General features: G+C 39.2%; 24 protein-coding genes, 1 pseudogene and 1 riboswitch. Of the genes and pseudogenes, 20 read left to right on the top strand and 5 right to left on the bottom strand.

The window, feature by feature from the left end:
* Positions 1 to 30: 30 nt before the first annotated feature.
* From CRO56_RS20095 to CRO56_RS20045, 11 genes and pseudogenes are all read left to right on the top strand, one after another.
* Positions 31 to 951, top strand: coding sequence for a hypothetical protein (locus tag CRO56_RS20095; RefSeq protein ID WP_097160416.1), 921 nt, complete (start codon positions 31 to 33; stop codon positions 949 to 951).
* 11 nt (positions 952 to 962) lie between these two features.
* Positions 963 to 1,289, top strand: coding sequence for a hypothetical protein (locus CRO56_RS20090; protein WP_097160415.1), 327 nt, complete (start codon positions 963 to 965; stop codon positions 1,287 to 1,289).
* Positions 1,290 to 1,293: 4 nt separating this feature from the next.
* Positions 1,294 to 1,680, top strand: a complete 387-nt coding sequence (locus CRO56_RS20085) for a phage tail fiber protein (protein WP_097160414.1) — start codon at positions 1,294 to 1,296, stop codon at positions 1,678 to 1,680.
* Positions 1,681 to 1,691: 11 nt separating this feature from the next.
* Entirely contained in the window at positions 1,692 to 3,362 is a 1,671-nt protein-coding gene (locus CRO56_RS20080) for a hypothetical protein (RefSeq protein ID WP_097160413.1), read from the top strand.
* 8 nt (positions 3,363 to 3,370) lie between these two features.
* On the top strand, positions 3,371 to 5,050 hold the full coding sequence (locus tag CRO56_RS20075) for a glycosyl hydrolase family 28-related protein (RefSeq protein WP_097160412.1): 1,680 nt from the start codon (positions 3,371 to 3,373) through the stop codon (positions 5,048 to 5,050).
* A 111-nt stretch (positions 5,051 to 5,161) separates the two neighbouring features.
* Positions 5,162 to 6,103, top strand: a complete 942-nt coding sequence (locus CRO56_RS20070; RefSeq protein WP_097160411.1) for an NAD-dependent epimerase/dehydratase family protein — start codon at positions 5,162 to 5,164, stop codon at positions 6,101 to 6,103.
* 200 nt (positions 6,104 to 6,303) lie between these two features.
* Positions 6,304 to 7,335, top strand: coding sequence for an HlyD family secretion protein (locus CRO56_RS20065; RefSeq protein ID WP_097160410.1), 1,032 nt, complete (start codon positions 6,304 to 6,306; stop codon positions 7,333 to 7,335).
* Positions 7,336 to 7,358: 23 nt separating this feature from the next.
* Positions 7,359 to 7,946 (top strand): annotated as a pseudogene (locus CRO56_RS20060) (VgrG-related protein); the annotation flags it as partial.
* Between the two features lie 2 nt (positions 7,947 to 7,948).
* Complete coding sequence (locus CRO56_RS20055; protein ID WP_097160408.1) at positions 7,949 to 11,386, top strand: hypothetical protein; 3,438 nt, start codon at positions 7,949 to 7,951, stop codon at positions 11,384 to 11,386.
* A gap of 283 nt (positions 11,387 to 11,669) precedes the next feature.
* Entirely contained in the window at positions 11,670 to 12,038 is a 369-nt protein-coding gene (locus tag CRO56_RS20050) for a phage holin family protein (RefSeq protein ID WP_097157241.1), read from the top strand.
* A complete protein-coding gene (locus tag CRO56_RS20045; RefSeq protein ID WP_097160407.1) occupies positions 12,038 to 12,688 on the top strand; it encodes a peptidoglycan recognition protein family protein in 651 nt (216 codons plus the stop codon). The genes CRO56_RS20050 and CRO56_RS20045 overlap by 1 nt, the downstream gene beginning before the upstream one ends.
* A 249-nt stretch (positions 12,689 to 12,937) precedes the next feature.
* On the opposite strand, the gene CRO56_RS20035 is transcribed toward CRO56_RS20045, so the two are convergent.
* Genes CRO56_RS20035 through CRO56_RS20030 form a run of 3 tightly spaced genes read right to left on the bottom strand, consistent with a single transcriptional unit; the run spans position 12,938 to position 13,606 of the window.
* Complete coding sequence (locus CRO56_RS20035; RefSeq protein ID WP_097160405.1) at positions 12,938 to 13,189, bottom strand: hypothetical protein; 252 nt, start codon at positions 13,187 to 13,189, stop codon at positions 12,938 to 12,940.
* Between the two features lie 35 nt (positions 13,190 to 13,224).
* Positions 13,225 to 13,362, bottom strand: coding sequence for a hypothetical protein (locus CRO56_RS23045; protein WP_179714378.1), 138 nt, complete (start codon positions 13,360 to 13,362; stop codon positions 13,225 to 13,227).
* 28 nt (positions 13,363 to 13,390) lie between these two features.
* Positions 13,391 to 13,606, bottom strand: a complete 216-nt coding sequence (locus tag CRO56_RS20030) for a helix-turn-helix transcriptional regulator (protein ID WP_179714377.1) — start codon at positions 13,604 to 13,606, stop codon at positions 13,391 to 13,393.
* A gap of 672 nt (positions 13,607 to 14,278) precedes the next feature.
* On the opposite strand from CRO56_RS20030, the gene CRO56_RS20020 reads away from it, so the two are divergent.
* From CRO56_RS20020 to CRO56_RS20010, 3 genes are read left to right on the top strand one after another with little or no spacing between them, the layout of a single operon-like run.
* A complete protein-coding gene (locus tag CRO56_RS20020; RefSeq protein ID WP_097160402.1) occupies positions 14,279 to 14,497 on the top strand; it encodes a hypothetical protein in 219 nt (72 codons plus the stop codon).
* Positions 14,497 to 15,711, top strand: coding sequence for an FtsK/SpoIIIE domain-containing protein (locus tag CRO56_RS20015; protein WP_097160401.1), 1,215 nt, complete (start codon positions 14,497 to 14,499; stop codon positions 15,709 to 15,711). The genes CRO56_RS20020 and CRO56_RS20015 overlap by 1 nt, the downstream gene beginning before the upstream one ends.
* Positions 15,712 to 15,721: 10 nt before the next feature.
* Positions 15,722 to 16,288 (top strand): replication-relaxation family protein, encoded by a 567-nt coding sequence (locus tag CRO56_RS20010; RefSeq protein ID WP_179714376.1) that lies wholly within the window; start codon positions 15,722 to 15,724, stop codon positions 16,286 to 16,288.
* 219 nt (positions 16,289 to 16,507) lie between these two features.
* On the opposite strand, the gene CRO56_RS20005 is transcribed toward CRO56_RS20010, so the two are convergent.
* The gene (locus CRO56_RS20005) at positions 16,508 to 16,732 is read right to left on the bottom strand and encodes a helix-turn-helix domain-containing protein (RefSeq protein ID WP_097160399.1); all 225 of its coding nucleotides are present in this window, start codon (positions 16,730 to 16,732) and stop codon (positions 16,508 to 16,510) included.
* Between the two features lie 1,061 nt (positions 16,733 to 17,793).
* Between CRO56_RS20005 and CRO56_RS19995 the strand changes: the two genes are divergently transcribed.
* Complete coding sequence (locus CRO56_RS19995; RefSeq protein ID WP_097160397.1) at positions 17,794 to 18,756, top strand: nuclease-related domain-containing protein; 963 nt, start codon at positions 17,794 to 17,796, stop codon at positions 18,754 to 18,756.
* Here the strand turns inward: CRO56_RS19995 and CRO56_RS19990 are convergent.
* Positions 18,753 to 19,331, bottom strand: a complete 579-nt coding sequence (locus tag CRO56_RS19990) for a hypothetical protein (protein ID WP_097160396.1) — start codon at positions 19,329 to 19,331, stop codon at positions 18,753 to 18,755. The two genes, CRO56_RS19995 and CRO56_RS19990, sit on opposite strands and share 4 nt — an antisense overlap.
* Before the next feature lie 101 nt (positions 19,332 to 19,432).
* Here CRO56_RS19990 and CRO56_RS19985 point away from each other — a divergent pair, with 101 nt between their 5' ends.
* From CRO56_RS19985 to yunB, 5 genes are all read left to right on the top strand, one after another.
* Entirely contained in the window at positions 19,433 to 20,290 is an 858-nt protein-coding gene (locus tag CRO56_RS19985; protein ID WP_097160395.1) for a DUF72 domain-containing protein, read from the top strand.
* A gap of 27 nt (positions 20,291 to 20,317) precedes the next feature.
* Positions 20,318 to 21,688 carry a bifunctional metallophosphatase/5'-nucleotidase gene (locus CRO56_RS19980; RefSeq protein WP_097160394.1) on the top strand — a complete coding sequence of 457 codons (1,371 nt, stop codon included), beginning with the start codon at positions 20,318 to 20,320 and terminating at the stop codon, positions 21,686 to 21,688.
* Between the two features lie 59 nt (positions 21,689 to 21,747).
* Positions 21,748 to 22,050, top strand: a complete 303-nt coding sequence (locus CRO56_RS19975; protein ID WP_097160393.1) for a YunC family protein — start codon at positions 21,748 to 21,750, stop codon at positions 22,048 to 22,050.
* Between the two features lie 219 nt (positions 22,051 to 22,269).
* Positions 22,270 to 23,361, top strand: coding sequence for an HD-GYP domain-containing protein (locus tag CRO56_RS19970; protein WP_097160392.1), 1,092 nt, complete (start codon positions 22,270 to 22,272; stop codon positions 23,359 to 23,361).
* Positions 23,362 to 23,453: 92 nt separating this feature from the next.
* The gene (gene yunB / locus CRO56_RS19965) at positions 23,454 to 24,203 is read left to right on the top strand and encodes a sporulation protein YunB (RefSeq protein ID WP_097160391.1); all 750 of its coding nucleotides are present in this window, start codon (positions 23,454 to 23,456) and stop codon (positions 24,201 to 24,203) included.
* A 91-nt stretch (positions 24,204 to 24,294) separates the two neighbouring features.
* Positions 24,295 to 24,476, top strand: a riboswitch (Lysine riboswitch).
* The last annotated feature ends 70 nt before the right edge of the window (positions 24,477 to 24,546 follow it).

Here is a 24,546-nt window from a genome sequence, read left to right as displayed (position 1 = left end):
AGGGCTTTTTAATATGTGGGGGTGTTTCCCTTGAACCTTGGAGAAGCCAAACGCAAAGCATTATCCCTTATGGCAGAATACTCCGTCGATGGTGTACCAATCCCCGACGGAGAAAATGCCGATTACTTAAACCGAATGAACCGGTTCGCCGACATGGCCCAAAAAGAGCTGGCTACTATTAAAAAGATTCATGCTTCCTATCCTATCGCCCATAATCCGATTAAACCCCAACAAGGATTATTAAAAGGGTTCGATTTAATTCAGTATCTACCCGGTACCGATATTATCGACCAATACCCAGGGAGTAAAGCTTACTACTTTGAAGTGGATGGGGTAGCAGATGTATATATCGAGGAAAATGTTGCGGGTGTATGGACCCCCTTAGTGACGATTAACAACACGACTAAAGGTGTATTTACGGCTTATAAAGGGCTGATTAACGCTTCTAATCCAAACAACATGATTCGGTTGCGATTTAGTGGTCCATATGTCTATAACTTACGCAACAAAGCCTTATTTGCCTATTCATTCCCTACGGCTGACGATGTGCCTATCTATCGCCCTTACATTCGCTATGAAATGCCAGCTGACTTCATGGAACTCAACAAAGTAATCCATGAAACCGATCCACGCGCTTATAAAGAATTGGTTGAATACTACTGGGAGGGTAAGCGGACATTTGTACTTAACTATTATCTGAATGGAAGTTTTCTTATTCAATATTACCGGTATCCAACTACGATAGATTCAACGACACCAGACACATACGAATTTGAAGTAGATACAGAAGCCCAAGAAGCGATTCCTTACTATATGGCTAGTAAAGCTATATTTGACGAGAATCAGACAATGGCTACTCAATTATTAAACGAATACCAAGTGAAACTATCCCGGCTTACAACAGATGACAATTACGGGATTCAGACGATTTCACAATTATATGTATTGTAGGAGGGTGACACATGGCACAGAAACCGCAATTATTTGACTTACCCAATCCACCGCCTAACCCTCCTAACCTTCGTATAGGTCCATTCGGAGGGATAGACCTTTCAACGAATGAAGCACAAATCAATCAAAATAACTCCCCAGATATGCTGAACTTCTCTATTGATGAAAGAGGTTCGCTCAATAAAAGAACTGGATACGAGAGAGTATTTCAACGCTCACTCGGACCAGGGAAAATAAACGGAATCTTTGAATACCGAAAAGAAGATGGAACCAAAGAATTACTAATCGCTCATGGTGGCAAACTCTACCGCCTAGACGATTTAAACGAAATGGAGTGATATTATGGCTCAAATGAGCAATTACTTAGAAAACGCGTTAATTAATGCCACGTTACGGGGTACAGCTTACACAGCCCCAGCAACGGTTTATTTGGCTTTATATACGTCCGATCCAACAGATGCAGACACGGGAACAGAGGTAACGGGTGGAGGATATGCAAGACAACCGGCAACCTTCACGGCTCCTTCCAATGGTGTTACGTCATTAAGTGCCAATGTCTCGTTTCCGCAGGCTACAGCTAACTGGGGAACCGTGACACACGTAGGCGTAAGGGATGCGTTAACAGGTGGAAATCTTCTGTATCATACGAATTTAACAACCGCGAGAAACATTCTATCTGGTGATGATTATTCGGTCTTGGCAGGGGAAGTACAGATTACATTGAGCTAGGAGGGGTATAGATGGCTAGTTATACAGGAACCACAAACCCCATAACCGTAACTGCAACTATGACAGCGAATGGAAAACTGTCTATGTATGCGGATGTATCTCCTATACAAGCAACGGCACAAATGACTGCTAAGATACGTGCAACTATGAAACCCAGTCCTATTACAGCAACCGCAACGGTACAACCTGCTAAGTCGCTTAAAGCAATATGGTCAGGATTACAAGACTCTCTCATGGATGCCTTTGTACTCGGTGGGAAGATGTACTTCTTAAATGGGCGAGATTACTTTTGCTATGACGGGGTTCAGTGTTCACAAGTGACTCCATATATACCGACTCTATCAATCTCAAAACTACCTGCAGGCGGAGGAACCTTATACGAGGACTTTAATTTATTAGGAGCAGGGTTTAAAGACTCCTTCTCGTCTGATGGAGTAGCGAAAGACTACTATCTCTCCTTAGGCGGGCTAGATGCAACCACAGTCACATGTACGGTGGATGGTGTGGAGAAGGTAGAAGGAACAGATTTCACAGTGGATAGAATAGCAGGCAAAGTGACATTCACAACCGCCCCAGCAGAAGGCACAAATAACGTTATTATCACGGCTTACAAAACACAGCCAGGATTCCCTGAACGGATTAAGAAATGCCGGTTTAACGTGTTATTCGGGGGAACTAATGATACACGGGTATTTGTAAGCGGAAACCCTGACTTCCCTAATCAAATGTGGAGAAGTGGACTCTATGACCCTACTTACTTCCCTGAAAACGGATTTTACCGGGTAGGAAGTGACAGGGAGCCTATTACCGGATTCTCGAAACAATATGATTTCTTGGTAATTGAAAAAGAATCTTCAAAAGGCAACATGCAATATGAACTTGTCAACGGAGAGCCTAGTTTCCCGATTAAGCCACTGAATGACCGAACAGGCACGATTGCCACACGGAGTATTCAAATTATCGAAAATAACCCAGTTAGTCTAGCAAGGACAGGTGTGCATATCCTATCACAATCCAATGTGCGGGATGAAAGGAACATACAACATATTTCATCACAGGTAGATCCTAGACTGCTAGAAGAACCAAACTTAAAAGATGCCGTTTCCGTAGACTTTGACCGTAAATATTGGCTTGCCGTAAATGGAAATGTCTATGTCTATGATTACGACATAAACCAATGGTATATCTATGACAATATTCACGCTTCCTTCTTCCATGAGTTTGAAGGAGTTTTATATTTTGGCAGCTCTCAAGAAGGGCTTTTATATAGATTTAAAGATGAAGAACATATCTCTGCATATACAGATGACGGAGAAGCGATTCGAGCATATTGGCAGTCCAAACTCTTTGATTTTGGCATGCCAGAATATCGAAAACTGGTGCAAGGGATATTCTTAAACGTTAAACCAAACGTACACACGTCTTTCAAACTATATGCCCGAACAGACCGAAAAGGCGAAGAGTTACTTTTAACTTCTCGTATGGATCAAGTGAATTTCTTTACCTTCGACTTCACCCGATTCTCTTTTGTTACATCGGATATGCCACAAGAGATTAAGAAGAAAGTCAAAATGAAGAAAATTACGCATTTCCAATTCAAATTAGAAAACGATGTTGTCGATGAAAGCTTGGGAATCATGGGAACTTCGATCAAATACAATATCCAATCTGAAATAAAGTAGGTGAGAACATGGCACTAACGAAACAAGGTGAATTTACGAAGAAAGTCACAGACCTACCAGATACACCATCGCCCGATTATACACCAACGGAGATTAAAACGTATTTCCAAACGCCTGCTGACGAATTAAAGACTACCCTAAACAAACTGATTGATGATTTAGTAGCGAATACAGGGGCAGGGCAATTAGGGGCGAAGGATGAGATAGGGGCAACCACTACAATCCAAGCTATGCTCGATAAACTGAAGAATAAAACCGATAGAACAGGGAATCATCAGGGAACATGGCAAGGATTGACACCTAGTGGAATAGGGAGCGAAACCATTAATGGTAGTAGGTTAGATATAGTCGAAGGTGAACATGTAAATGTAAAACGGTTCGGGGCTAAAGGAGATGAAGTAACGGATGATACACAGGCGATAAAAGACGCAATAGCACACGCAAACGCAAATAATTTAAATGTTTATATTCCTAAAGGTGTGTATAAAGTTACATCAACCATTACACTACCTACTGGTGTTAATCTTATTGGTGCAGGAGGATGGACACAAAGAACCACTATCGCTCAGGTAGGAGATTTTAACCTGTTTGAAATGGTAGGTGGGTATAGCGGAGGCAAAATTGAAGGCATTCATATTACTGGTTTTGGGACAAATGGTGCTACTAATACAGCCATCTATGTAAAACGCTCAGGGGTTGCTTTGTACGACATTAGTATACAGTCGTATAAAGGTACGGCAATAAACATGGATGGTAGTATTTCTCTTGGTACAGGTTCATGGTTTTCAAAATTAGACCGGATAAAAATTGTCGGCTTTGTTGAAAACGGAGTTTACTACACAAATCGCGGAATCATTCTAGGTGAAAACTTCAATTCTTCGTTTTTGACGAATTTCACGATTCATTACTGTAAGGTGGCTTTAGAAACAAAAGTTGTAAATAATATTCTTGTTTCTAAAGGGAACATTTCCGAGAACAAAGATGTTGACTCTTTCGGAGTGAAAATGACTGATGCCGGAACGAACGTTAAACTTTCAGATATTCACTTCGAAGGGAATAAAAACGGTATTCAAATTTCAAAAGGAAATATCGTTATTTTAGATAATCTAATTTCAAATGGTTACAGTATTCAGGATGTATTTATTGATATTCCAGCAGGTTCAATCGCTCAAAACGTTTCTATACAAAATTGTAGGTCGTTCGGTTCATCGGTTGCTGACGTAAGAGCAGACGGATACAAAACATACAAACTAAATGTTATTAATTGCTCCCTCACAAGTGCTACACCTATTTTAAATTTAAACAACAGTGAGATTGTGATTACGAGTAACGGAGTCACAACCAAAGATCCAGGCAGCCTTGAACCTTTACAACTAGATAAAAGTGTCGTGCTTACGGCAGATACGACTTTGTTAAAAAACCAAACAAATACACGTATTTTATGTAATTCTGGAACAGTGATAAATCTTACACTTCCGGCTTATTTGACAGGGTTACGATACACAATTATTAACACTCGCACATCGGGAACGGTGAATATAGCAAGTGCCCAATTCCAGAATTTCGGAGCAGAAACTGGGCTAATAACGAATCAATTACAGATTTTTGGGTTAGGGCTGATAGAAGTGTTTTCATCTGCTGACAGGTGGATCGTGTTAAATCAGCGTGGAGCATGGACAAAAATTTAATCTATCTATAACCAGTACAAATTGCACAACAACTAATATACCATCCTATTTACAAATTATTCTAAATACTGTAAATTTAACATAATAAATAAAAACAAGGGGCATGGTTAAATGAAAAGTGTAATTTTAACTGGCGCTAGTGGTTTTATAGGTACAGAGTTAATATTAGATTTAAAGGAAGAATTTAATATTTGTGCTATCGGAAGAAATTTTGAGAAATATTATAACTCTGTATCCTATTTAACTACAGATTTAAATGATATCCAATCTAATGAATTGTTGTCAAAATTACCAAATAAAAACGCCGACATTTTCATTCATGCTGCTGGCCAAGCTCATATTAAACAAACGGAAAATACTAAACACTTATTTAAAGATAATAATGTTAAAGCTACAGAAAACGCCCTTAAAATTGCTCTTGAATTAAATACAAAAATCTTTATTTATATTAGTAGTATTGCAGTTCAGACTGATGATCCGAATGATATATATGGACAATCAAAAAAAGAAGCAGAGTTATTAATTATGGATTATTGTAAAAAACATCATATGGATTATGTAATTATTAGACCTGTGGTTGTATACGGGGAAAATGATAACAAAGGTAATGTCGCGAAACTTATTAATCAAATAAGGAAAGGATTCTTCCCTTTGTTCAATAATGGAAACACCACTAAAAGTATGATATATGTTAAAAATTTAAATTACATGATTAAAAAAGTAATAGAATCTAAGGAATATAATAACTCCATTTTGATAGCAAGGGATAAAGATGAACTATCTTTAAAAACTATTTGTATCGAAATTAAGAAGAACATCAGGAAACCTGTTTTATTATTACCCATACCTCCAATTTTTGTAAATTTATTGATTACCATCATAGAAAATTTCCAAAAAATAGGAGTTGTTAAAAGTATTAACACGAGAAGTTTACGAAATCTACAATTGCAAACTAAGTACCCGTTAGAAGGGATAAATAAAGAACTGGTGGATAATTTGCCTTACTCAACTTTTACTGGAATAACTAATACTATATTAAACAAAAATAGATAACGCCATAAGGCAGGCGCTTTAATATAAGGAGGATGGAGGAGATGAAAAATCTAAAATATTGGATTGACTGCCGAATCTTCAAGAAACACAGGTATGATTACTACAAAGGTCGTTGTATTATCTGCGGTAAACAACACTATACAAAGCACTAACTCTCTACACCCTTCTCGGGTGTATTTTTTATGCAAGGAGGTTGAATCATGGCAACCAAATATGGATACGGAACCATAGAAGAAAACCAAGGGAAAGCGGTCAAGTTTACGGATAAAAATGCCGAAATCGCCCGTACCACCCAAGTCATTCAGAACCGTATGAAAGATGGGCTAGACACTACCCATCAGCTATCCCACTACAAAAACTTAACCGGGCAAGATTACCAAGCCCCCGAACCATCGTATTTAGAAAAGTTTACGCAACAAATCAATGCGATGTTCGACCAACAAAAACAAGCACGATTGGCAGAACTTCAAGCACAGAGAGATAGAGCTACAGGAATGATTAACCAACAAAAAGCCGAAGTAAAACCGGCTTACCAAGGCTTGCGGAACCAAACGGATACTGTAAATTTACAAGGCGTGCAAAAGCTACGTGAGGCAATGGCGGATGCTGGGCTTACATCTAGTGGCGAAAACGTATCTGGCCAAGTCTCATTAGCGAATCAGCGGCAAAACTCACTTAACTCTCTAAACCTCCAAGAACAACAACAACTCAATGACTTAGACAGACGAATAGCGGATATTAATAACCCTGCCGAAGCCCAAGCATTGATTAATCAATTAGAAGCCCAGCGAGCCGAAGCCTTACTTAACTTAGGTATGCAAGCGGAACAAATGGATTATACCCGTGGTAGAGATCAAGTCATGGATAACCGTTGGCAAACTCAATTTGACCTAGGTAGAAATCAATGGCAACAACAATACGACTATCAATTGGGAAGAGACCGAGTAGAGGATGCACGTTGGAGAGAACAATGGGAATACGGCAAACAGCGTGATACGATTAGCGACCAACAGCGGAATGCAGCGTTACAATGGGAAAAGCAACAATTCCAAACTGAACAAGCGTGGAGACAATACGTCTACAACAACATGTCTGCCTCCGAAAAAGCGCAATTAGAGTGGAACCGAGAAATGTTCGGTGACGAAATGGCATGGAGGATGGAAGAAAGCAACCGCGCTGATAGGCTAGCCCGTGACCGCATGGAGTTTGAGGCGGGTTTTCAACAACCGTAGGAAGTGGAGGGCTAGGCTCATTAAGTAAAAAATACGAGTCTGGCTCATCCGGTCCTGGAACCATCGCCAACAATAGTGGTGATTGGGGCGGTGCTTCCTACGGGACTTATCAAATTGCCACAAACACAGGCACGATGAATAGTTTTCTATCGTACTTGAAGAATGCAAGCCCATCCACATATAACGCATTAAAAGGGCATACGCCAGGCAGTTCAGGATTTAACAGCGCGTGGAAACAGTTAGCTCAAACAAACGCTAAACAGTTCGATGCTCTTCAACATGGATTTATTAAACAGTCTCACTATGATCCGGCAGCGAATAGTATCAAAAACTCACTAGGCATTGACATTAACAAATATTCCCCTGCTGTTCAGAATGTTCTATGGAGTACTGCCGTACAACACGGTTCAGGAGGGGCTTTAAACGTGTTCAGGAATGCTGGTATCCGTTCGGGCATGAGTGAAGCGGAAATCATACAAAGGGTATACGCAGAACGGGGAGCTAATAACGGACAGAAGTATTTTTCTCGTTCATCGTCACAAGTCCGTCAATCCGTCGTGAATCGTTTCCAACGTGAAATGCAAGATGCTTTAAAGATGTTAGGAGGGTAAATATGGCACAGCGACCAACACGACTAATAGACGGAGGAGGACAACTCAATCCTTTTAGTCGTTTACAGAGCAAATACCAGTCAAATGCAAATAAATTATTCGGGGGATTTACCCCTTATAACCCTCCTAGCGGTTCTTATTATCGTGACTTGGGGGAGAGAGCCTACCAAAAAAAGCTAGAGGAAGAAGAACGAAAAAAAGCTGCTAAAAAAGCTGAAAAGGATAATGAACTATACGCAAAGTATGGCATAAACGTAGAAGGCGATAGTTCCACAGTTAAAGCTGATGATTACTTTATGGAAGAAGAGCCAATTCCATACGATGCAGAAAGAAACCAATCCATTGACAATGACCGTTTTGCAGGGCGATATTCAGTTGAAAATAGCGAAGCAGAGCAAAGAATAAGAAAAGCATTATCCAAGAAGCCGAAAGAAACCGAGGAAGAAGAGCGCGGGGGTTTATTAGGGTTTCTCGACCGATATTTAGTACCAATCTCTACCGGGGCAACCGAAGTCTTATTCCCGGGGAACAATGAAGCGATTGCTCAAAATGAAATAGAACGTGACGGGGAAATCACAAATCCGATTACAAAAGCTGCTTTAAAAGACAGAGGATTAGAAACGGATATCCTACAAGGGACTGGAACTATCTTAGGATACACCGCCCCTGTTAGCCAAGGATATAAGGTCGGGAATGTGGCTCTTAATCGTTTAGGGGCATTGAACCGAATCCAAAATCCATACGGACAAAGAGCCATTAAAGGTGCAACAGCCGGAACATTAACAGAATTAGGGTTATCTGCAGAAAATGAATTTGTCAATCCAGAAGCCGGGGATTTAAGAGAGTATGCCCTTCGTACTGGTTTCGGAGCACTTGGAGGGGGAGTGTTCGACCCTGCTGTATATGGATTGGGGCAAGTAGCTAGAAGGGGATTAGGTTCCCTTCGTAACTCCGTAGATCAATATTTACCAAACCAAGAAACGATGCAAAGCTGGGCGAATACATTACGGCCAGATGCAAACGGAAATGTGCCATCTAATGTCTTAGCCTTACCCGAACCACAATTACGTTTACCTGGTCCAACTAGAGAGGCAGTTCCACAACCAGAGGAACCACCGTTGCAATTTAGAAGAACAATTCAAGTAGAACCGACTGGTGGAAATAATTTGAATCCATTTGAATCGATTAGCCCTAATGAACAATCATTATTTCAAACACAGCCAAGAGGGTTTGAAGCAATTCGAGCTAATAGAGAAGTGGCCGCTACGAGAGAACCAAACACAACATCGAACGGTTTCGACCCGAAAGAAGATTTAAATAAAATAAGCGGTTTTAGAGCTGCTACCGCTGATGTGTACCGTATTTTCCGCGAAGCGTTTGGCGAGAATTACGAACAAATGGGTAAACCAGTTATCGAGAAACTAGACAAAGCTAAAAAAGACTACACAGATATGCAAGAAAAGTGGCTAAATAAGTTGGAAACGGAAGTGGTTAAGAAACTAGGAATCAAGAAAGGAAGTAAAGATTCCGCGTTAGTACAACGATATGGAGAGGGCAATATTTCACTCGAGGAATTAAAACGGCAAGCACCTAATAAGTGGAAGGACATAGTAGAAGCGGATAAATGGTTTAGGCAGGCATATGATGAATTACACGGAACTATAAACCAAGCACGACAAGAAATATATCCTAATGATCCTGACCGTTTATTACCTAAATTAGACAATTATTATCGTCACTTTAGGGAGTTAAGTGGATTAACAGGATTAAGGAATATTTTTGATTCACCTTCCCAAATCAGCCCAGAATTAGCAGGGTTATCACAACATACGAATCCTTCCTCTAAGTTTCATGGGTTTATGCAAAGGCGTGGATTAGGCCCATATAAAGATGATGCGGTTGGAGGATTCTTAGAATATATCCCAAACGCTTCTTATGCAACAAATATCGATAGGGTTATCCCAGAGTTTAAAAACTTGCGAAAAGATTTAGTTGAAGGGCTAGGGGATGATGGAAGTCAGAATCAATTCATCGAGTTTTTATACAACTATTCTAACGACCTTGCAGGGAAAACAAACCCTTACCTTGATAGGAACCTACAACAACTCTTAGATGTAGCGAAAATAGACGGAAGAAAAGCCATGTCCGTCCTGAATTGGGTGAATAATCGGGTTAAGAAGAACGTAATATTAGGTAACGTTGGTTCTGCTTTAGCGCAACTTGCCAATATTCCAAATGGGATTGCGTTTGCAAAACAGCACTCTTTAAATGGGGCGTATAGAGCAATCACATCCATTTTAGACAAAAATGCTCCAATTCATAAATCTCCATTCCTTAAAGAACGTTACATTGACGGGATGTATCGGAAATTTGACACCAAGTGGTTCGAACAACCTGAAAAATTGGCCGGTTGGATGATTTCTACTTCTGATCGCATTGGTACCTCTTTTATTTGGAATTCGGCATACACCAAAGGTTTGAAGCAAGGCGTTCCAAATCCTATTAAATACGCGGATGATAACACGAGAAATCTAATTGCGGGTCGTGGGGTTGGCGAAGTTCCGTTATTACAAAAATCAAAAGCTTTTCAGTTTATGATGCCGTTTACGCTAGAAGTAGCTAATTTATGGCATGTAATGAGGGATTTTGTAAAGGCCAAAGATTTTGGGGCCATAGCCACGTTATTTTTAGCTAACTTCCTGCTAAATAAGGGAATGGAAGAAACTAGAGGATTCGGCGTTACCTTTGACCCGATTGACGCGACACTGGACGCAGTAGGGGATGAAGAACTAACCAATCTTCAAAGAGTAGGCCGTCTTGGTGGGGAGGTACTAACCAACTTACCGGCTGGGCAATTCTTGGCTAATCTGTACCCTGAATACGGACAAATCGGAAACGTAACTGGACTACCAACAAGAGAACAGTTATTTGGAGAACGGAACCCACAGCGGTTTGGAACTGGGTTACTTGTACAAGATGCTATTACGGACCCTATTTTCAAATTCGCTTTACCATTCGGCGGGAATCAGTTAAAGAAAACATTAGAAGGGGCAGAGGCTTTAACTAATGAAGGGGAATACAAAAAGGATTCAAGCCTTCCGTTTGTTGGAGAAAATGAAAAATTACGTTTCCCTATTGAAAATCCGAGCTTATGGAACTCCTCCAAAGGGCTTTTATTTGGTCCTAGCGCGTTTGATGAAGCAAGTGAATTTTACGATAACGACAGAAGGTTGCTAAGCGAGAAGCAGACGGAGGATTATGAAAAGCTTAGAGAGTATGGTAAAGGGAAAGAATTTTATGATGATCTAATGAAACAAAGGGAAATCGCTACTATAGAGCGAAAAATAAAAGAGGTTGACGAAAACGAAGAAATGACTCATGCTGAAAAGCAAATGGAAATCTTGCGTTTATTGAGCAAATTGCAACAATACAACCAATAAAAAAGGGGGGAGTATTATAGAATTTTTAATTGCAACTTTAGCTGTTTTTATCCCCGTATTGATTTACATGTACTTGGGCGAAAAGGCCAAACGAATCATTAAATATTTGTTTTGGATTTATGTACTAGTGGGAGGGTTTTTGTATTTTATTTATCTTATTTACCCTTCCTCATTTTGGCCTTGGGTTATTACAATACCTATTGTGGTAATTGCATATTTATTTAGAAGAGAATCAGCATAAGGACTCCATAACGGGGTCCTTTTTATATTAGGAGGAAAACACATGGAAACGCTAATTTTTGGATTTGACATAAAATCAGTCGTAGGAAATAACATATGGCATCTAGCCTTAGGGCTAGTTGCTTTTGATATTGCAACAGGTTTATTAGCAGCAGGAGTGGAAAAGAAAATCAACAGTTCCATCAATTTTGTAGGTTTAATTAAAAAAGCAGGAATATTCGTAGCGCTCGCTTTTTTAGTGTTTGTTGATGCTTTTATTAATGCAGACGGATACATTATTCAAATAGGTGTATGGGGCATTGTTGTGTATGAAGGATTAAGTATCATTGAGAATTTCTCTAGGATTGGCATTAACCTTAATTTCCTGACCAAGTATTTTGACCCTAATAAGGTAGGGAAAGGTGATAAGTAATGAACATTATCCAAGACTTAATTCCTGGATATAAAGCCTACTCCATGACCCCTAAATACATCACCGTACACACAACGAGAAACTTAAGTAAAGGTGCCAATGCCCGTATGCACAGTAAATATTTAAAAGGCACGGACACTACTCAAAAATCCTGGCACTTAACTGTTGATGATAAAGAAGTGATTCAACACATTCCATTCGATGTAAACGGATGGCATGCTGGGGATGGGCAAGGAAAAGGTAATCGACAATCCATCGGTATTGAAATATGCGAAAATGAGGATGGGGATTTTGATAAGGCTGTAGAAAATGCTATTGAGTTAATCCGGTATCTCATGAACAAATTTAATATTTCGATTGAAAATGTGGTTCCTCATAAACATTGGAGTGGTAAGTATTGCCCGGTGAGGTTACTCCCAAAATGGAATGAATTTATTAAGAAAATCGAAGGGAAGAAGGTGGCGAAGCAAGTGAGTGCATTTAATCCATCTTCACAAACAGTCAAGCAAGAGACAAAAGAATTGCTCCATCAACTCTATAAAAATGGTGTGTTATCGGCAGATTGGTCAGCTCGGATTGATGAATTAACGGACTCAGATGTGATTGGTCTATTAGTGACCGCCATAAATAGAAAGAAGCTACTCCCTTGATTTGGGGGTAGCTTTTTCTTTGTGTATCTGTTCCCACAATTCCCGAGACTTCGGCGAAAGCCAACTCCTATGCAATTCATTCTTGTAATACTCATAGAAAGCTGTTTTTTGTTCCTCATTGAATTTCTTAACCTGGTTTATATGGTCCTCACAATAATATTCAATCTCTTCTTTATCCCACTGTTTGAGGGGATAAATTCCTTCTTTTCGTGCGCAATATAGACATTTTGGAATGGGGATCACCTTCTTTTATTCTATATCAGGAACTTCAATCATATATCCTACTTGGATATTGTCTACATCAGTTATTTGTATTTTCATTCCCATTACAGTTACAGATTTATCAGGTCCCATATTAGTTAACATTTCGTGATGGTCTGCTAGGTTACGATATGAAGTTCTATTCATAATAACAGTATTAGGTGTTAAACCATGGTTATTTATAAATAATTGTCTTGCTCTTGAAATATCTCCCATTGTGTTAAAATATTGTTCCCTCATGTGAGTTATCCTCCTTATACTCTTCTTATTGTGAACTACTCAACTTCTTTTTCCATTATCCATCTGCCGAATTTTGCATTTTGAAATTCAATAGCTTTTTCTTCATTGCTAAATACTTTTTCGAGACTCCAATCATCAAAACTATCTGACCAAAACACTATATAAACTTTCATTTTTTCAACTCCTTTTTTTTAATTGATTCTACGACTCGGGATTATATTCCCATAAATCATTTACACTACAATTCAACCGTTTAGCTATTCTCAAAGCTGTATTAAGGGTGGGGGCTATTCTACCAGCTACCCATCCATTTACCGTTTGCTTAGATACTTTAAATTCCTCTGCTAGCTCTGTTTGGCTAATGCCAGCTTCAATAATTTTTATTTTAAATTTGGCTGTGTTTGTTATTGGTTTCACGGCTTGCACCTCTAAACTAACTATTTTATTCACCTTCCTTTCATAATATTACTTTAATTCCATTATATCAATAAATTTACCAATAGTACATACATTAGTTCAAAAAGTAGTAGAAATATTTTCAATTATACATGCAACATATTCATACAAAGACATATACTCAATATCAAAACCAAAAAGGAGTGATGGTATGTGTCCTTGTGAATGTGACATGTGTTGGAGTTATATGGTAGAGGATGTGAATCTAAATGGAGATTATTAAATTCTCAGAGTTTATGAAAGGCAGCGCGATCCAGTCCATAACCCCTGACCCTCAAATATTTCACATGGTCGATCTAGGTTTTAACTTCTTTCTCACAAGTGGAGCTGTACTACTTACACTCGTCTTACTCGAAAAGGCGGGTTTTTCCGTTAATGAAACACTAATGAGGGCTATCATGATAGGTTCTATAGCAGTGTCTATACTACTATTCGTGTTTAAGCATGGGTTATTTCGTCATATCGTAATGGGTTGGTAAGGTATCAGTCTTTGGGGTAAGGTTTAATATTTGATTTAATTTGTTGTTTTTCTTGTATAATTTCGTTTTGTTGGACTGAAATGTCTTTAGGTTTTTTCACCTAAAGCCACCTTTTCGTCATTCTTCGAATGTCTTAAAGCTGGGAGGGGAGCGCATGAGTGATTTTGATGAAATATTTAGTCATAAGAAAACGAAAAAGTTTGTGAAGAAAGAAGGATGGGAAGCATTTTTAAACTTGCTTCAAGATTCTTATCCAAACCATGATTTATATAAAGTTAGCATGGATTGGTACGATGATATGAGTTATATCTGTAAGGCTAAAGGGGAAATGGGTGACGTTATTATTGGATGGAAGGAGAGAGGGGATAAGTAATGCTTGAATGGATGATACCTTTAGCAGTCGGAACCCTTGCCATTGTTACGAAAGCCCCTAATAAATCCGATAGAAAGAAAATCGAAACAATCATGAGGAATGTCAATTATGGAGTTAGAAAAACAAAGGGAGAGGAAGAAACTTTTCTATACCCGACATACAAGAAAAAACAAAAACTCTTTGACGGGTATAATCACATAGGTATGAGATACTTCTACACCATTCCTTTAGGCTTACCAGCGACCAAACTAGCCAAGATGGAAAAAGAGGTTAAAGTATTTACGGACGGATTACAAAAACCTGTAGAGGTTGCCTATAAAAAAGGATTGCTTCAATTCTCGGTATATGATGAAGAGATTCCAGAAATGTTCCCATATGAAGCACTACCCGATAAAGAAGGTTGGTTTGCTCCTATCGGTAAAAGGTTTGACGGGTTAGTTTGGCATAACTTTGACCACGTTCCCCATATGACAGTAGCTGGAACAACAAGGTTTGGAAAAACAGTCTTTCTAAAAGTGTTAATGACCTATCTCATTGAACATCATCCAGACGATATAGAGCTTTATTTAATCGATTTAAAAGGTGGGTTAGAGTTTGGACCTTATGAACGATTAAAACAAGTTAGAAGGGTAGCCAGTAACGCGGAGGAAGGGGCATTACTGCTAACCGAGATTCATGAACGGATGGAAAGAATGTACAGATATTTCCGTACTAATGGCTGGACAAATGTAATAGACACTCCTGAACAAAAACGTATTTTCATTATTGTAGACGAAGCCGCGCAGCTGGCCCCGGAAAAATGGATGACCAAAGAGCAAAAAGATTTACTCGGCATGTGCCAATACTTCTTAGGAGAAATCACCCGTATAGGTGGGGCTTTAGGCTTTAGAGAGGTCTTTTGTACCCAATACCCTACAGCTGACACCCTGCCGCGCTCTGTAAAGCAAAATTCGGATGCTAAAGTGTCATTCCGGCTACCGTCTGGGTATGCTTCGCAAGTCGCTATAGATGATTATGGAGCCGAAGAACTACCAAGTGATATTAAAGGGAGAGCCTTATTCAAAACCCACGAATTACGAGAAATGCAAGTGCCTTACATTAGCGATAAAGAAATGAAGGCTAGACTGAAACAATGGGAGGTAAAGAATCATGATCCTCACCATGCACCAAAAAATGAAGAACAGACAGGAGAGGATACTTTCTACATTAGATAGGTTCGGGTTTATGAGTACGTCACAGATTCAAGAAATCCATCGGTTAGGGAAACGCCCCAATACTCTAAGAATCCTAAAAGAAATGGAGCCTTACCTACACAAGAAGCCTTTCCATGAGAGAAACGGAGAACATGTCTATTATTTAAACTCCCTGGGACGTGATGTAATAGGCAGCACAAAGGAAAGAAAATGGTCTGCCGAAGTCATAGAACACTATCTCATGAGAAATGATTTCTATATTAATTTAGGGATGCCTAGCACGTTCGAGATTGAGCGAGAAATCGTTTTAGAACTAAGGGAGGGGTTATCCTACCGAGAGGAAGTCATACGCTGTGATGCCCTGTATAAGCGTGAGGGAGTGTATTACTTTTTAGAGGTAGATCGTACTCAATCTATGAGTGAGAATAAAAAGAAAATCGAGAGATACAAAAAAGCTTCAGAGGTGATTAATAAGAAATTCAAGCAAGCACCTGTCGTTGTTTTTTATACCGCTAGCAAATTACGGAAGATTAATATAGAGAAGTATTTAACGAAAACAGGATTAAAGTACGAGGTCTATTCTAAAGAAGATATATAAAATTATTCTGAAATTACGAAATCATGTCAATAAACAGCGATTTTACATTACAACAGTCCTACGACTAAAGGGAAAACTAAGAAATTTTGAGGGGTTAAATGTAAAATTTGATTCAGACTAAAATACTATGGTGAAAATGTTAAAATATTCCGATATAATAAGTGTATAGTTTTTGCCTATATGGCAAAAATCTCCCCGAGGGAGGGTGGAGGAATCCACCTATTGCCGTTTGCCTTTTTGGACTTCAATCCATATGTAAAAATCTTCAGCGTGACAACCTAATATTCGAGCTGCTAAAACTGCGTTCTCGTAACTCATTTCTCTCTCATTTTTAATCCAGCGAGAAACAGTAGAATCGGCGACCTTCATTCGCCGAGCAAACTCTGTTTGGGTCATATCACCTAGTAGTTCCTGCAAACGGCATCTCCCTTTACGGAGTGCCATAGTTTTCCCCCTGTGGTTAAACTAGGTATAAATTATATACGGAAAAACGAAAATTGAAAAGGTGGGGTAGTGATGAGAATGTTTTTGCAAAACAAAGTATTATGCTGTGGTCAGTCTTTACAAGTGAAGGAAGTATTTGATGTTGATACGATGACTGAAGTGTTAATTTACCAATGTTCAGTTTGTAGATCCGCAGTAGAATTTTTGCCCACGAAACTGCCCACCAATACGCCTAAAAAACCAACACAAAAAACATGAAAAAGTATAAAAATAAAAGCTTCTCACTACCGAGAAGCTTTTATTTTTGATTTGCCCAGATTTTGCCCAAATTAGTTTAAAAAGAAATGAAATATTTTAAAAAGCTAAAACAGAAAACCTTATTATATCAAGGTATACACAAGGAAAGAACAGACTTTAAAAACCGAAAATAATCAAGTTCGAGATGGAAGGTTCGATTGGTTAATAAACTGTTAGTAAAACCCTGGCTGTTAGGTGCAGCTGGGGTTTTTTTAATAAGGTGGAGCTTGGACGCATATGATGCACAAAAACGGAAGGAGCGCCGTTTGCCCGCCAAATTAATTGTAACCTCGCCCATTAAAATTTGGATCCGCCGATAAAAATAAGGTCCCGCCCATTAAATTTGGATCCGCCCACAATATTAAGGTCCCGCCCATTAAATTTGGATCCGCCCAAAAATAAGGTCCCGCCCATTAAAATTTGGATCCGCCCACAAAAATGAGAACTCGCCCAAAAAGGCTACCATAAGCCCAAAAATTGTGAAAACAGCCCATATAGAGGTATGGGGTGCCCAATTATTCCTTAGAACCGCCCAAAATATGGGGTTTGACGCCCAAATATTTTTTAAAGCCGCCCAAAAAAATGAACACCAGCCCAATTAATCAGAGTTTCGCCCAAAAACGATGGTCCTTGACCATTTAAACTCTAGTTAAGAAAGCCAATAAATCATTTAGAATAAATTTTTTCAAAAATAAGGATTCCAGGCAGGAAAAATTGAATCACAAAAGAATATATTTTTAAAACTATTAGATAGGAGTGAACCAATGATAGTAAAAGGAAGAAAATTTCCATTAGAAATCAAAGCTTTAACAGTATTGCGTACTCGAATACTTCAAGGTCATCCTCAACGAAAAAATATCGAGGATCGAATTGCTACAAAGAAGGCAGGATATTATGGTGAAAAAGAAGTGGACTATTTCACTAGTTTATTACCAAATGAAAAATTCAATATTTTTCAGGATCTAAGACTTCCAAATAAAAATTCTTTCTTTCAAATTGATAGCCTCCTCATCACCCCAAATTATGCTCTCCTCTTAGAAGTGAAAAATATTCAGGGACAACTATACTTCGATCCAGTTTCTAACCAGTTTACTCGTAAATTTAATGGTGTAGAGAGTCGGTTTACGGAGCCTATACTTCAATCAAGAAGATTGAAGTATCAGCTGCATGAGTGGATGAAGTTACATAAAATGCCGGATATGCCGATTGAGTATTTATTTGTTAATAGCAATCCTACTGCAATTTTTAATTTCCCTGACAACAAACACCCATTCTACGACCGAATCATTCACGCTGATTATTTACTTGAAAAAATCTCTGAATTTGATCGTAAATATAAACAGTCTGTGATTACTCCTAAACAAATTCAATTAATCAGATCCAATTTAATAAATGAACATACAGAGAGTAAAGCTGATGTTCTGAAGAAATTTAGTATTGATAAATCAGATATAATTACAGGTGTACAATGCCCAAATTGCAGGAAGATTCCTATGGAAAGAATAAATACTGCCTGGTTATGTTCATTATGTCAGCATCAATCCAAAGTTGCGCATATACCAACATTGGAAGAGTACGTCCTTCTTTTTGGTCCTTACATTACAAATAAATCACTTAGAGAATTTTTAAACTTAAAATCAAGGTATGTTACTAAAAGGATATTGATTTCTTCAACACAAGAATCGACAGGAAAAAATAAAGGGAAAGTGTATAAAAAATATAATTAAAAATGAAAAATTATATTTTTGGTAAAAGTTTTTAAAGAGACAAAAAATTTAAAAGCAGCGGTGCGCTCAAAAAAGTGGCGGAGTCGCCCAAACAACAGAGTGGCGCGCCCCAAAAAGCCCCGGATCCGCCCAATAACAGAGCGGCGCGCCCAAAAAGTGACAGATCCGCCCAATAATAGAGCGGCGCGCCCAAAAAAGTGACAGATCCGCCCAATAACAGAGCGGCTCGCCCCAAAAAGCCCCGGATCCGCCCAATAACAGAGCGGCGCGCCCAAAAAGTGACAGATCCGCCCAATAATAGAGCGGCGCGCCCAAAAAAGCCCCGGATCCGCCCAATCAACAGAGCGGCGCGCCCAAAAAAGTGACAGATCCGCCCAATAACAGAGCGGCACGCCCAAAAAAGTGACAGATCCGCCCAATAACAGAGCGGCGCGCCCAAAAAAGCCCCGGAGCCGCCCAATCAACAGAGCGGCGCGCCCAAAAAAGTGACAGATCCGCCCAATAACAGAGCGGCGCGCCCCAAAAAAGCCCCAGATCCGCCCAATAACAGAGCAGCGCGCCCAAAAAGGCCACAAAGTCTCCCATTAACTTCTTGAACACGCACATATTGAAAGCCCACCCCTCACCCTTTCCACCCATACCCCTATCTATGATAAGATGAAAATGGTGATAAAAGATGATATACATTGGCTTAGCGGGCTGGGGGGATCATGATAGTTTGTACCCTGGGCATATTACAGCTAAAGGTAAATTAAAGGAATACGCTTCTCATTTTCCGATTGTTGAGGTGGATGCTTCTTTTTATGCGATTCAGAAGGAAGCTACGGTTGCCAAGTGGACTGAGGATACGCCAGATGGCTTTCGGTTTATTGTAAAAGCGTACCAAGGGATAACGGGACATAATAGAGGAGAGCTACCATTTTCGTCAAAAGAGGAAATGGTTGAGGTGTTTAAGGCTTCGTTAAAACCATATGCAGAAAGTAATAAGCTTGCGATGGTATTATTTCAGTTTCCGCCGTGGTTTAGCTGTTCGAAAGATAATGTCACCTATTTGCGTTGGTGTAGGGAACAAATGGGTGAGTGGCCAGTGGCGCTTGAGTTTAGGCATCAGTCCTGGTTTCTTCCCAATATGCGTGAAAAAACATTAGACTTTATGAAAAAAGAAGGGTGGATTCATAGTATTTGTGATGAGCCCCAGGTGGGGATGGGATCTGTCCCGGCAGTCCTGACGCCGACTCATTCAGAAAAAACCTTAATTCGTTTTCATGGCCGAAATACAGCAGGGTGGCAGAAAAAACAGGATGTAAATTGGCGTGAGGTGCGCTATTTGTACCGGTATAGCGAAGAGGAATTATTGGAATGGAAACAATATTTAAGTGAATTGGAGAAAACGAGCGAAGATATCTATGTCATTTTTAATAATAATTCGGGCGGAGACGCTGCAGATAATGGGAAAATGATGATAGAACTCATGGACCTTTGCTACGAAGAGCTTCATGATCGTCAGCTTGATATTTTTAGTGATTTTCTATAATTTTTTGCTAAGAGAAGAGGTTTGAAAGTGGAGGTCATCCATTTTTATCATATAAATGATTTACATAGTCATTTTGAAACATGGCCTAAAATTTCGAGATTTTTGCACGAGAAAAGAAGAGAGCATGAAAACAGGTCTCAGCAAGTTTTTATATTTGATATCGGGGATCATATGGACCGCGTACACCCCTTTACAGAAGCGACCTTAGGCAAATGCAATGTTGAGCTCTTAAATGAAGCGAACGTTGATTTTGTTACAATTGGCAATAATGAGGGGATTACTCTTCCTTTCGAAGCGTTAGATGATCTCTATGCAAATGCCGATTTTCAAGTTTTAATAGGCAATTTATTTTATAACGATAACACCCGTCCGACATGGGTAAAGCCCTATCACATACAAGAAACGAAAGAGGGTACAAAAATTGGTTTCGTCGGCTTAACTGTTTATTTTTCAAAGTTTTATCAGGAGCTGGGCTGGAGAATCAGCGAACCGTTAGAAGAGCTTGCTAAAATCGTAGCTCAAATTAAAGGAAAGGCGGATGTCCTCGTTCTATTATCTCATTTAGGGATTCATGAAGATGAAGAAATCGCCCGAAGATTTCCGGAGATTGATGTAATTATGGGCGGGCACACCCACCATATCTTTGAACACGGAAAAATTGAAAACCAGTCGCTGCTTGCCTGTGCAGGGAAGCATGGAAATTATATCGGGCATATCCAATTGGTTTTGGAAGGTCACTCGATTCAATCGAAAACAGCAAAACTCATTGATATAAATGATATTCCACAGAAAAACCAAGATGACAAGGCGATCCAATACTGGCAAAACAAAGGAGAAGAACTGCTCCAGCAAGTGGTTGTAACCCTTCCGCGAACCTTGCCTAGCAATTGGCAAAAGGAAACAGAGCTATCCCGTTTATTGGCAGAAGGGTTAAAGGAATGGTGTAAGGCCGATGCAGCTATTCTTAATTGCGGATTATTTCTAAAAGATTTACATAAAGGACCTGTTACCAAGCTTGATATTCATCAGCTCCTCCCGCATCCTATTAACCCTTGCACCGTCTGGATTAATGGCCAAGAGCTCATCGAGGTGATCAAGCAGGCCACGGAAGAAAAGTGGATGAATTGGGTTTTGAAAGGGCTTGGATTCCGGGGTAAGGTGATGGGGAGCTTTTTATACGCAGGTATTCATATTGTCGATGAGGATTCTTATCATAAAAAGTTTTGGATGAATGGACGCCCGATTGATCCGGATAAAGAGTATAAAATTGCAACGATTGATATGTTTACGTTTGGCCCATTTTTCCCCGAAGTCTTTCGGGCAGAAAAGAAAGAGTATGATGTAGCTCATATGCTTCGCGATATTATGGAGTGGCAATTATACCGAACATTTTCTTAAAGATAATTCACGGTTATCTTGAATCTCTCATAAAGTAATAAAGAGAGGAGAGATGATCGATGATTAATCTTTCACCGATTCAGATTGAAGGCCATACCTTTTTAGCGGTTTCTGTTCAATTGCCAAAAACCAATCTTTTAGCTGTTACTTCAGATAAAGGCTATATCATGTGTGGTGCCCTTGACGTTGCGCTATTAAACGAAAAGCTGAGGGACAGAAAAATCATTGCTGGCCGTGCTGTGGGTGTCAAAACCATTGATCAGCTATTAGAGGCTCCGCTTGAATCTGTGACAGCCGAAGCTGAAAAACTTGGAATTCATAAAGGAATGCCAGGCAAGGCAGCCATGTTAAAAATGGTTTAAGAAAGCTATGTACAAATTAATAATAATACAGTCACAAGGGGTTTTCACTTGCTGCTTCTCTCTAAACAATTAAGGGATAAAGCACTTGGGAAGGCCCTTTTTCGTCATATTTATACAATTTTTTCACTTCTTCCTTGAAAGATAGGGTATAAATAATGGATAATGAGAAAAAGGATAATATTTCTTCAGTAAGTAATCTTTACTAGTATAGGAGATCATATGAGATTATTATCAGTGCGTGCGGTCAAGCCGGGAATGAAATTAGCGACACCTGTGAAAAACGAAAAGAATAAAACATTAGTAAATAAAGGTATTGCTCTTACCGAAAGAATGATTAAAAGATTAGTAGAGTTGAATATACGGTATGTTTATATAGATGACGAAGTCTCAAAGGGAATTGAACCGGTCGAAACAATTTCATTTGCTATTAGAAGAAAAGCAACGAGTACAATTGAATCCACCTTTCGGGATATAACGAAAAAGAATCAGCGGCATGGAACCATTGTAGTAGAAAAAGCGACAAAGCCGTTCAAAGGAATTATTTCTGAGCTATTAAAATCGATAAAAGGGAATCAGGATATCGTTACCTTAATGAATGATGTGATTGTTTATGATGAATATATATTCAGTCATTCTTTTAATGTGACCCTTTATTCTTTAGCGGTTGGAATTGAGCTTAAGCTCTCCAGCAATGAGCTGGAACTTCTTGGCTTAGGAGCAATCCTCCATGACGTTGGTAAGATGACGGTTCCAACGGAGATTTTACTAAAACCTGGTCGGCTGACGGATGAAGAGTTTGAGGAAGTTAAAAAGCATGCGGAAAGCGGGTTTCAAATTTTAAGAAATATACATACTGTACCTCTAGTAGCGGCTCATTGTGCCTATCAGCATCATGAGCGGTTAGATGGATCAGGTTATCCTCGCGGTCTGAGGGATAAAGAGATCCATCAATTAGCGAAAATTATTGCGGTAGCGGATGTATTCGATGCAGTCACTTCAAACCGGGTTTATCGGGGTGCTATGCTGCCGCATGAAGGACTTGAAGTTTTATATTCCGGTTCTGGCCAATTATTTGATAAAAATGTAGTCAATGCCTTCAGAAAAGCTGTTGCTGTGTATCCAATTGGGATTTCTGTTACACTTAATGATGGGAAAAAGGGAATTGTGAGCGGGTATCACCACGGTCTAAGTGAAAGACCTATTTTAAGAATTATTGAGGAAAATGGAGTGCAGCTGTCTCAGCCATATTCGCTAGATTTAAAAGAACGAAAGGATTTAATGATCCAGAAGTGTGGAGAAGACGCTTCTTAATTTTTTCAGACATTCATCACAATTATTCGCATAAATGAATGCTAATCCCCCCTTACAGAGCATATAGATAGCTTATAAGGGGGGATTGTCTTTTGAGTTTACTGCGAGGAAAAAAGCCGAGAAGAGGGCCCTTGCCTTTTCGTCATGTTTTTATCATCACCTTTATCTTTTTTATCGTTACCACTTCGATTAGCTTTTGGCTGATAGATAAAGGTTTGACCCCAACGCTTTTGAGTTATGCAGAATTAAAAACAAAACAAATCGGAACAGCAGTTATAAATAAAGCTGTTAATAAAAAAATTGCGGATTCTATTGAGCTCAATAATATGGTGGAACAACAAGAATCCTCTAAAACACTAAACCTAGAAATAGCAAATCGAATTGGAACCGAAATAACCAGTCTGATTCAAACGAATTTAAATGCAGCAGAAAGCGGAGACCTTCAATCATTACAATCGCTTACAGATGTAGAAATTGAATTTGAGGAATCCAGTACAAGTGAAGGCATCGTCTTTTTAGTTCCATTAGGCCAAGCCACCAATAATACTTTATTCGGTAACTTGGGACCGAAAATACCGATTCGTTTTTACGCAACAGGTAATGTTGTATCTGAAGTTAAATTTAAGACGGAAGAATATGGAATTAATAATGCGACCCATTTGGTCTATCTGGACTTAGCAGTTGATATCCAAATAATTATGCCATTTCAAACTAAGGTTACGACGATCAAGCAAGAAGTACCAATCGGATGGACAACGGATCCGGGAGATGTACCTCAGTTTTATGGCCCAAGTAATGGTGATGGAACGAGCCCTTCTATTGAACTCCCTGTGGAACCGTGAGGTAATTCCAAAATTTTTCACTTGAAAGAAATCATTCATTCTGATATGTTGTTACAGTATGAAAAATTAATAGGAATTACCTTATCATATCCGGTGGGGTAGAGGCGCAAAATTAAAGAGTAGGCTGTTGGAGTATGACAACGAGGAAAACAGCTGAAAGGGAATTTTGCCGAAGCAATAGACGGGCGTCAACCTCCTATTGCTGGGGCAGTCTTGAATAAGGGCTGCACTGTCATTATGAGAAAAATCTCATAATGGGGAGCTACAGATCGTGGTGGAGAATAGGAATCATGAGTAATGATGGACCCTCTCTATCGTTACTCTTTTTTATTTGTTATTATTT

This window comes from Bacillus oleivorans (assembly GCF_900207585.1).
GTDB classification, from domain to species: domain Bacteria; phylum Bacillota; class Bacilli; order Bacillales; family JC228; genus Bacillus_BF; species Bacillus_BF oleivorans.
This window is presented reverse-complemented; position numbering and strand designations above follow the sequence as displayed.

Excerpts from the sequence above, each read along its gene's own strand:
- CRO56_RS20090 (WP_097160415.1), top strand. The coding sequence starts at position 963 with ATGGCACAGAAACCGCAATTATTTGACTTACCCAATCCACCGCCTAAC.
- CRO56_RS20085 (WP_097160414.1), top strand. The coding sequence starts at position 1,294 with ATGGCTCAAATGAGCAATTACTTAGAAAACGCGTTAATTAATGCCACG.
- CRO56_RS20080 (WP_097160413.1), top strand. The coding sequence starts at position 1,692 with ATGGCTAGTTATACAGGAACCACAAACCCCATAACCGTAACTGCAACT.
- CRO56_RS20075 (WP_097160412.1), top strand. The coding sequence starts at position 3,371 with ATGGCACTAACGAAACAAGGTGAATTTACGAAGAAAGTCACAGACCTA.
- CRO56_RS20070 (WP_097160411.1), top strand. The coding sequence starts at position 5,162 with ATGAAAAGTGTAATTTTAACTGGCGCTAGTGGTTTTATAGGTACAGAG.
- CRO56_RS20065 (WP_097160410.1), top strand. The coding sequence starts at position 6,304 with ATGGCAACCAAATATGGATACGGAACCATAGAAGAAAACCAAGGGAAA.
- CRO56_RS20055 (WP_097160408.1), top strand. The coding sequence starts at position 7,949 with ATGGCACAGCGACCAACACGACTAATAGACGGAGGAGGACAACTCAAT.
- CRO56_RS20050 (WP_097157241.1), top strand. The coding sequence starts at position 11,670 with ATGGAAACGCTAATTTTTGGATTTGACATAAAATCAGTCGTAGGAAAT.
- CRO56_RS20045 (WP_097160407.1), top strand. The coding sequence starts at position 12,038 with ATGAACATTATCCAAGACTTAATTCCTGGATATAAAGCCTACTCCATG.
- CRO56_RS20035 (WP_097160405.1), bottom strand. The coding sequence starts at position 13,189 with ATGAGGGAACAATATTTTAACACAATGGGAGATATTTCAAGAGCAAGA.
- CRO56_RS23045 (WP_179714378.1), bottom strand. The coding sequence starts at position 13,362 with ATGAAAGTTTATATAGTGTTTTGGTCAGATAGTTTTGATGATTGGAGT.
- CRO56_RS20020 (WP_097160402.1), top strand. The coding sequence starts at position 14,279 with ATGAGTGATTTTGATGAAATATTTAGTCATAAGAAAACGAAAAAGTTT.
- CRO56_RS20015 (WP_097160401.1), top strand. The coding sequence starts at position 14,497 with ATGCTTGAATGGATGATACCTTTAGCAGTCGGAACCCTTGCCATTGTT.
- CRO56_RS20010 (WP_179714376.1), top strand. The coding sequence starts at position 15,722 with ATGAGTACGTCACAGATTCAAGAAATCCATCGGTTAGGGAAACGCCCC.
- CRO56_RS20005 (WP_097160399.1), bottom strand. The coding sequence starts at position 16,732 with ATGGCACTCCGTAAAGGGAGATGCCGTTTGCAGGAACTACTAGGTGAT.
- CRO56_RS19995 (WP_097160397.1), top strand. The coding sequence starts at position 17,794 with ATGATAGTAAAAGGAAGAAAATTTCCATTAGAAATCAAAGCTTTAACA.
- CRO56_RS19985 (WP_097160395.1), top strand. The coding sequence starts at position 19,433 with ATGATATACATTGGCTTAGCGGGCTGGGGGGATCATGATAGTTTGTAC.
- CRO56_RS19975 (WP_097160393.1), top strand. The coding sequence starts at position 21,748 with ATGATTAATCTTTCACCGATTCAGATTGAAGGCCATACCTTTTTAGCG.
- CRO56_RS19970 (WP_097160392.1), top strand. The coding sequence starts at position 22,270 with ATGAGATTATTATCAGTGCGTGCGGTCAAGCCGGGAATGAAATTAGCG.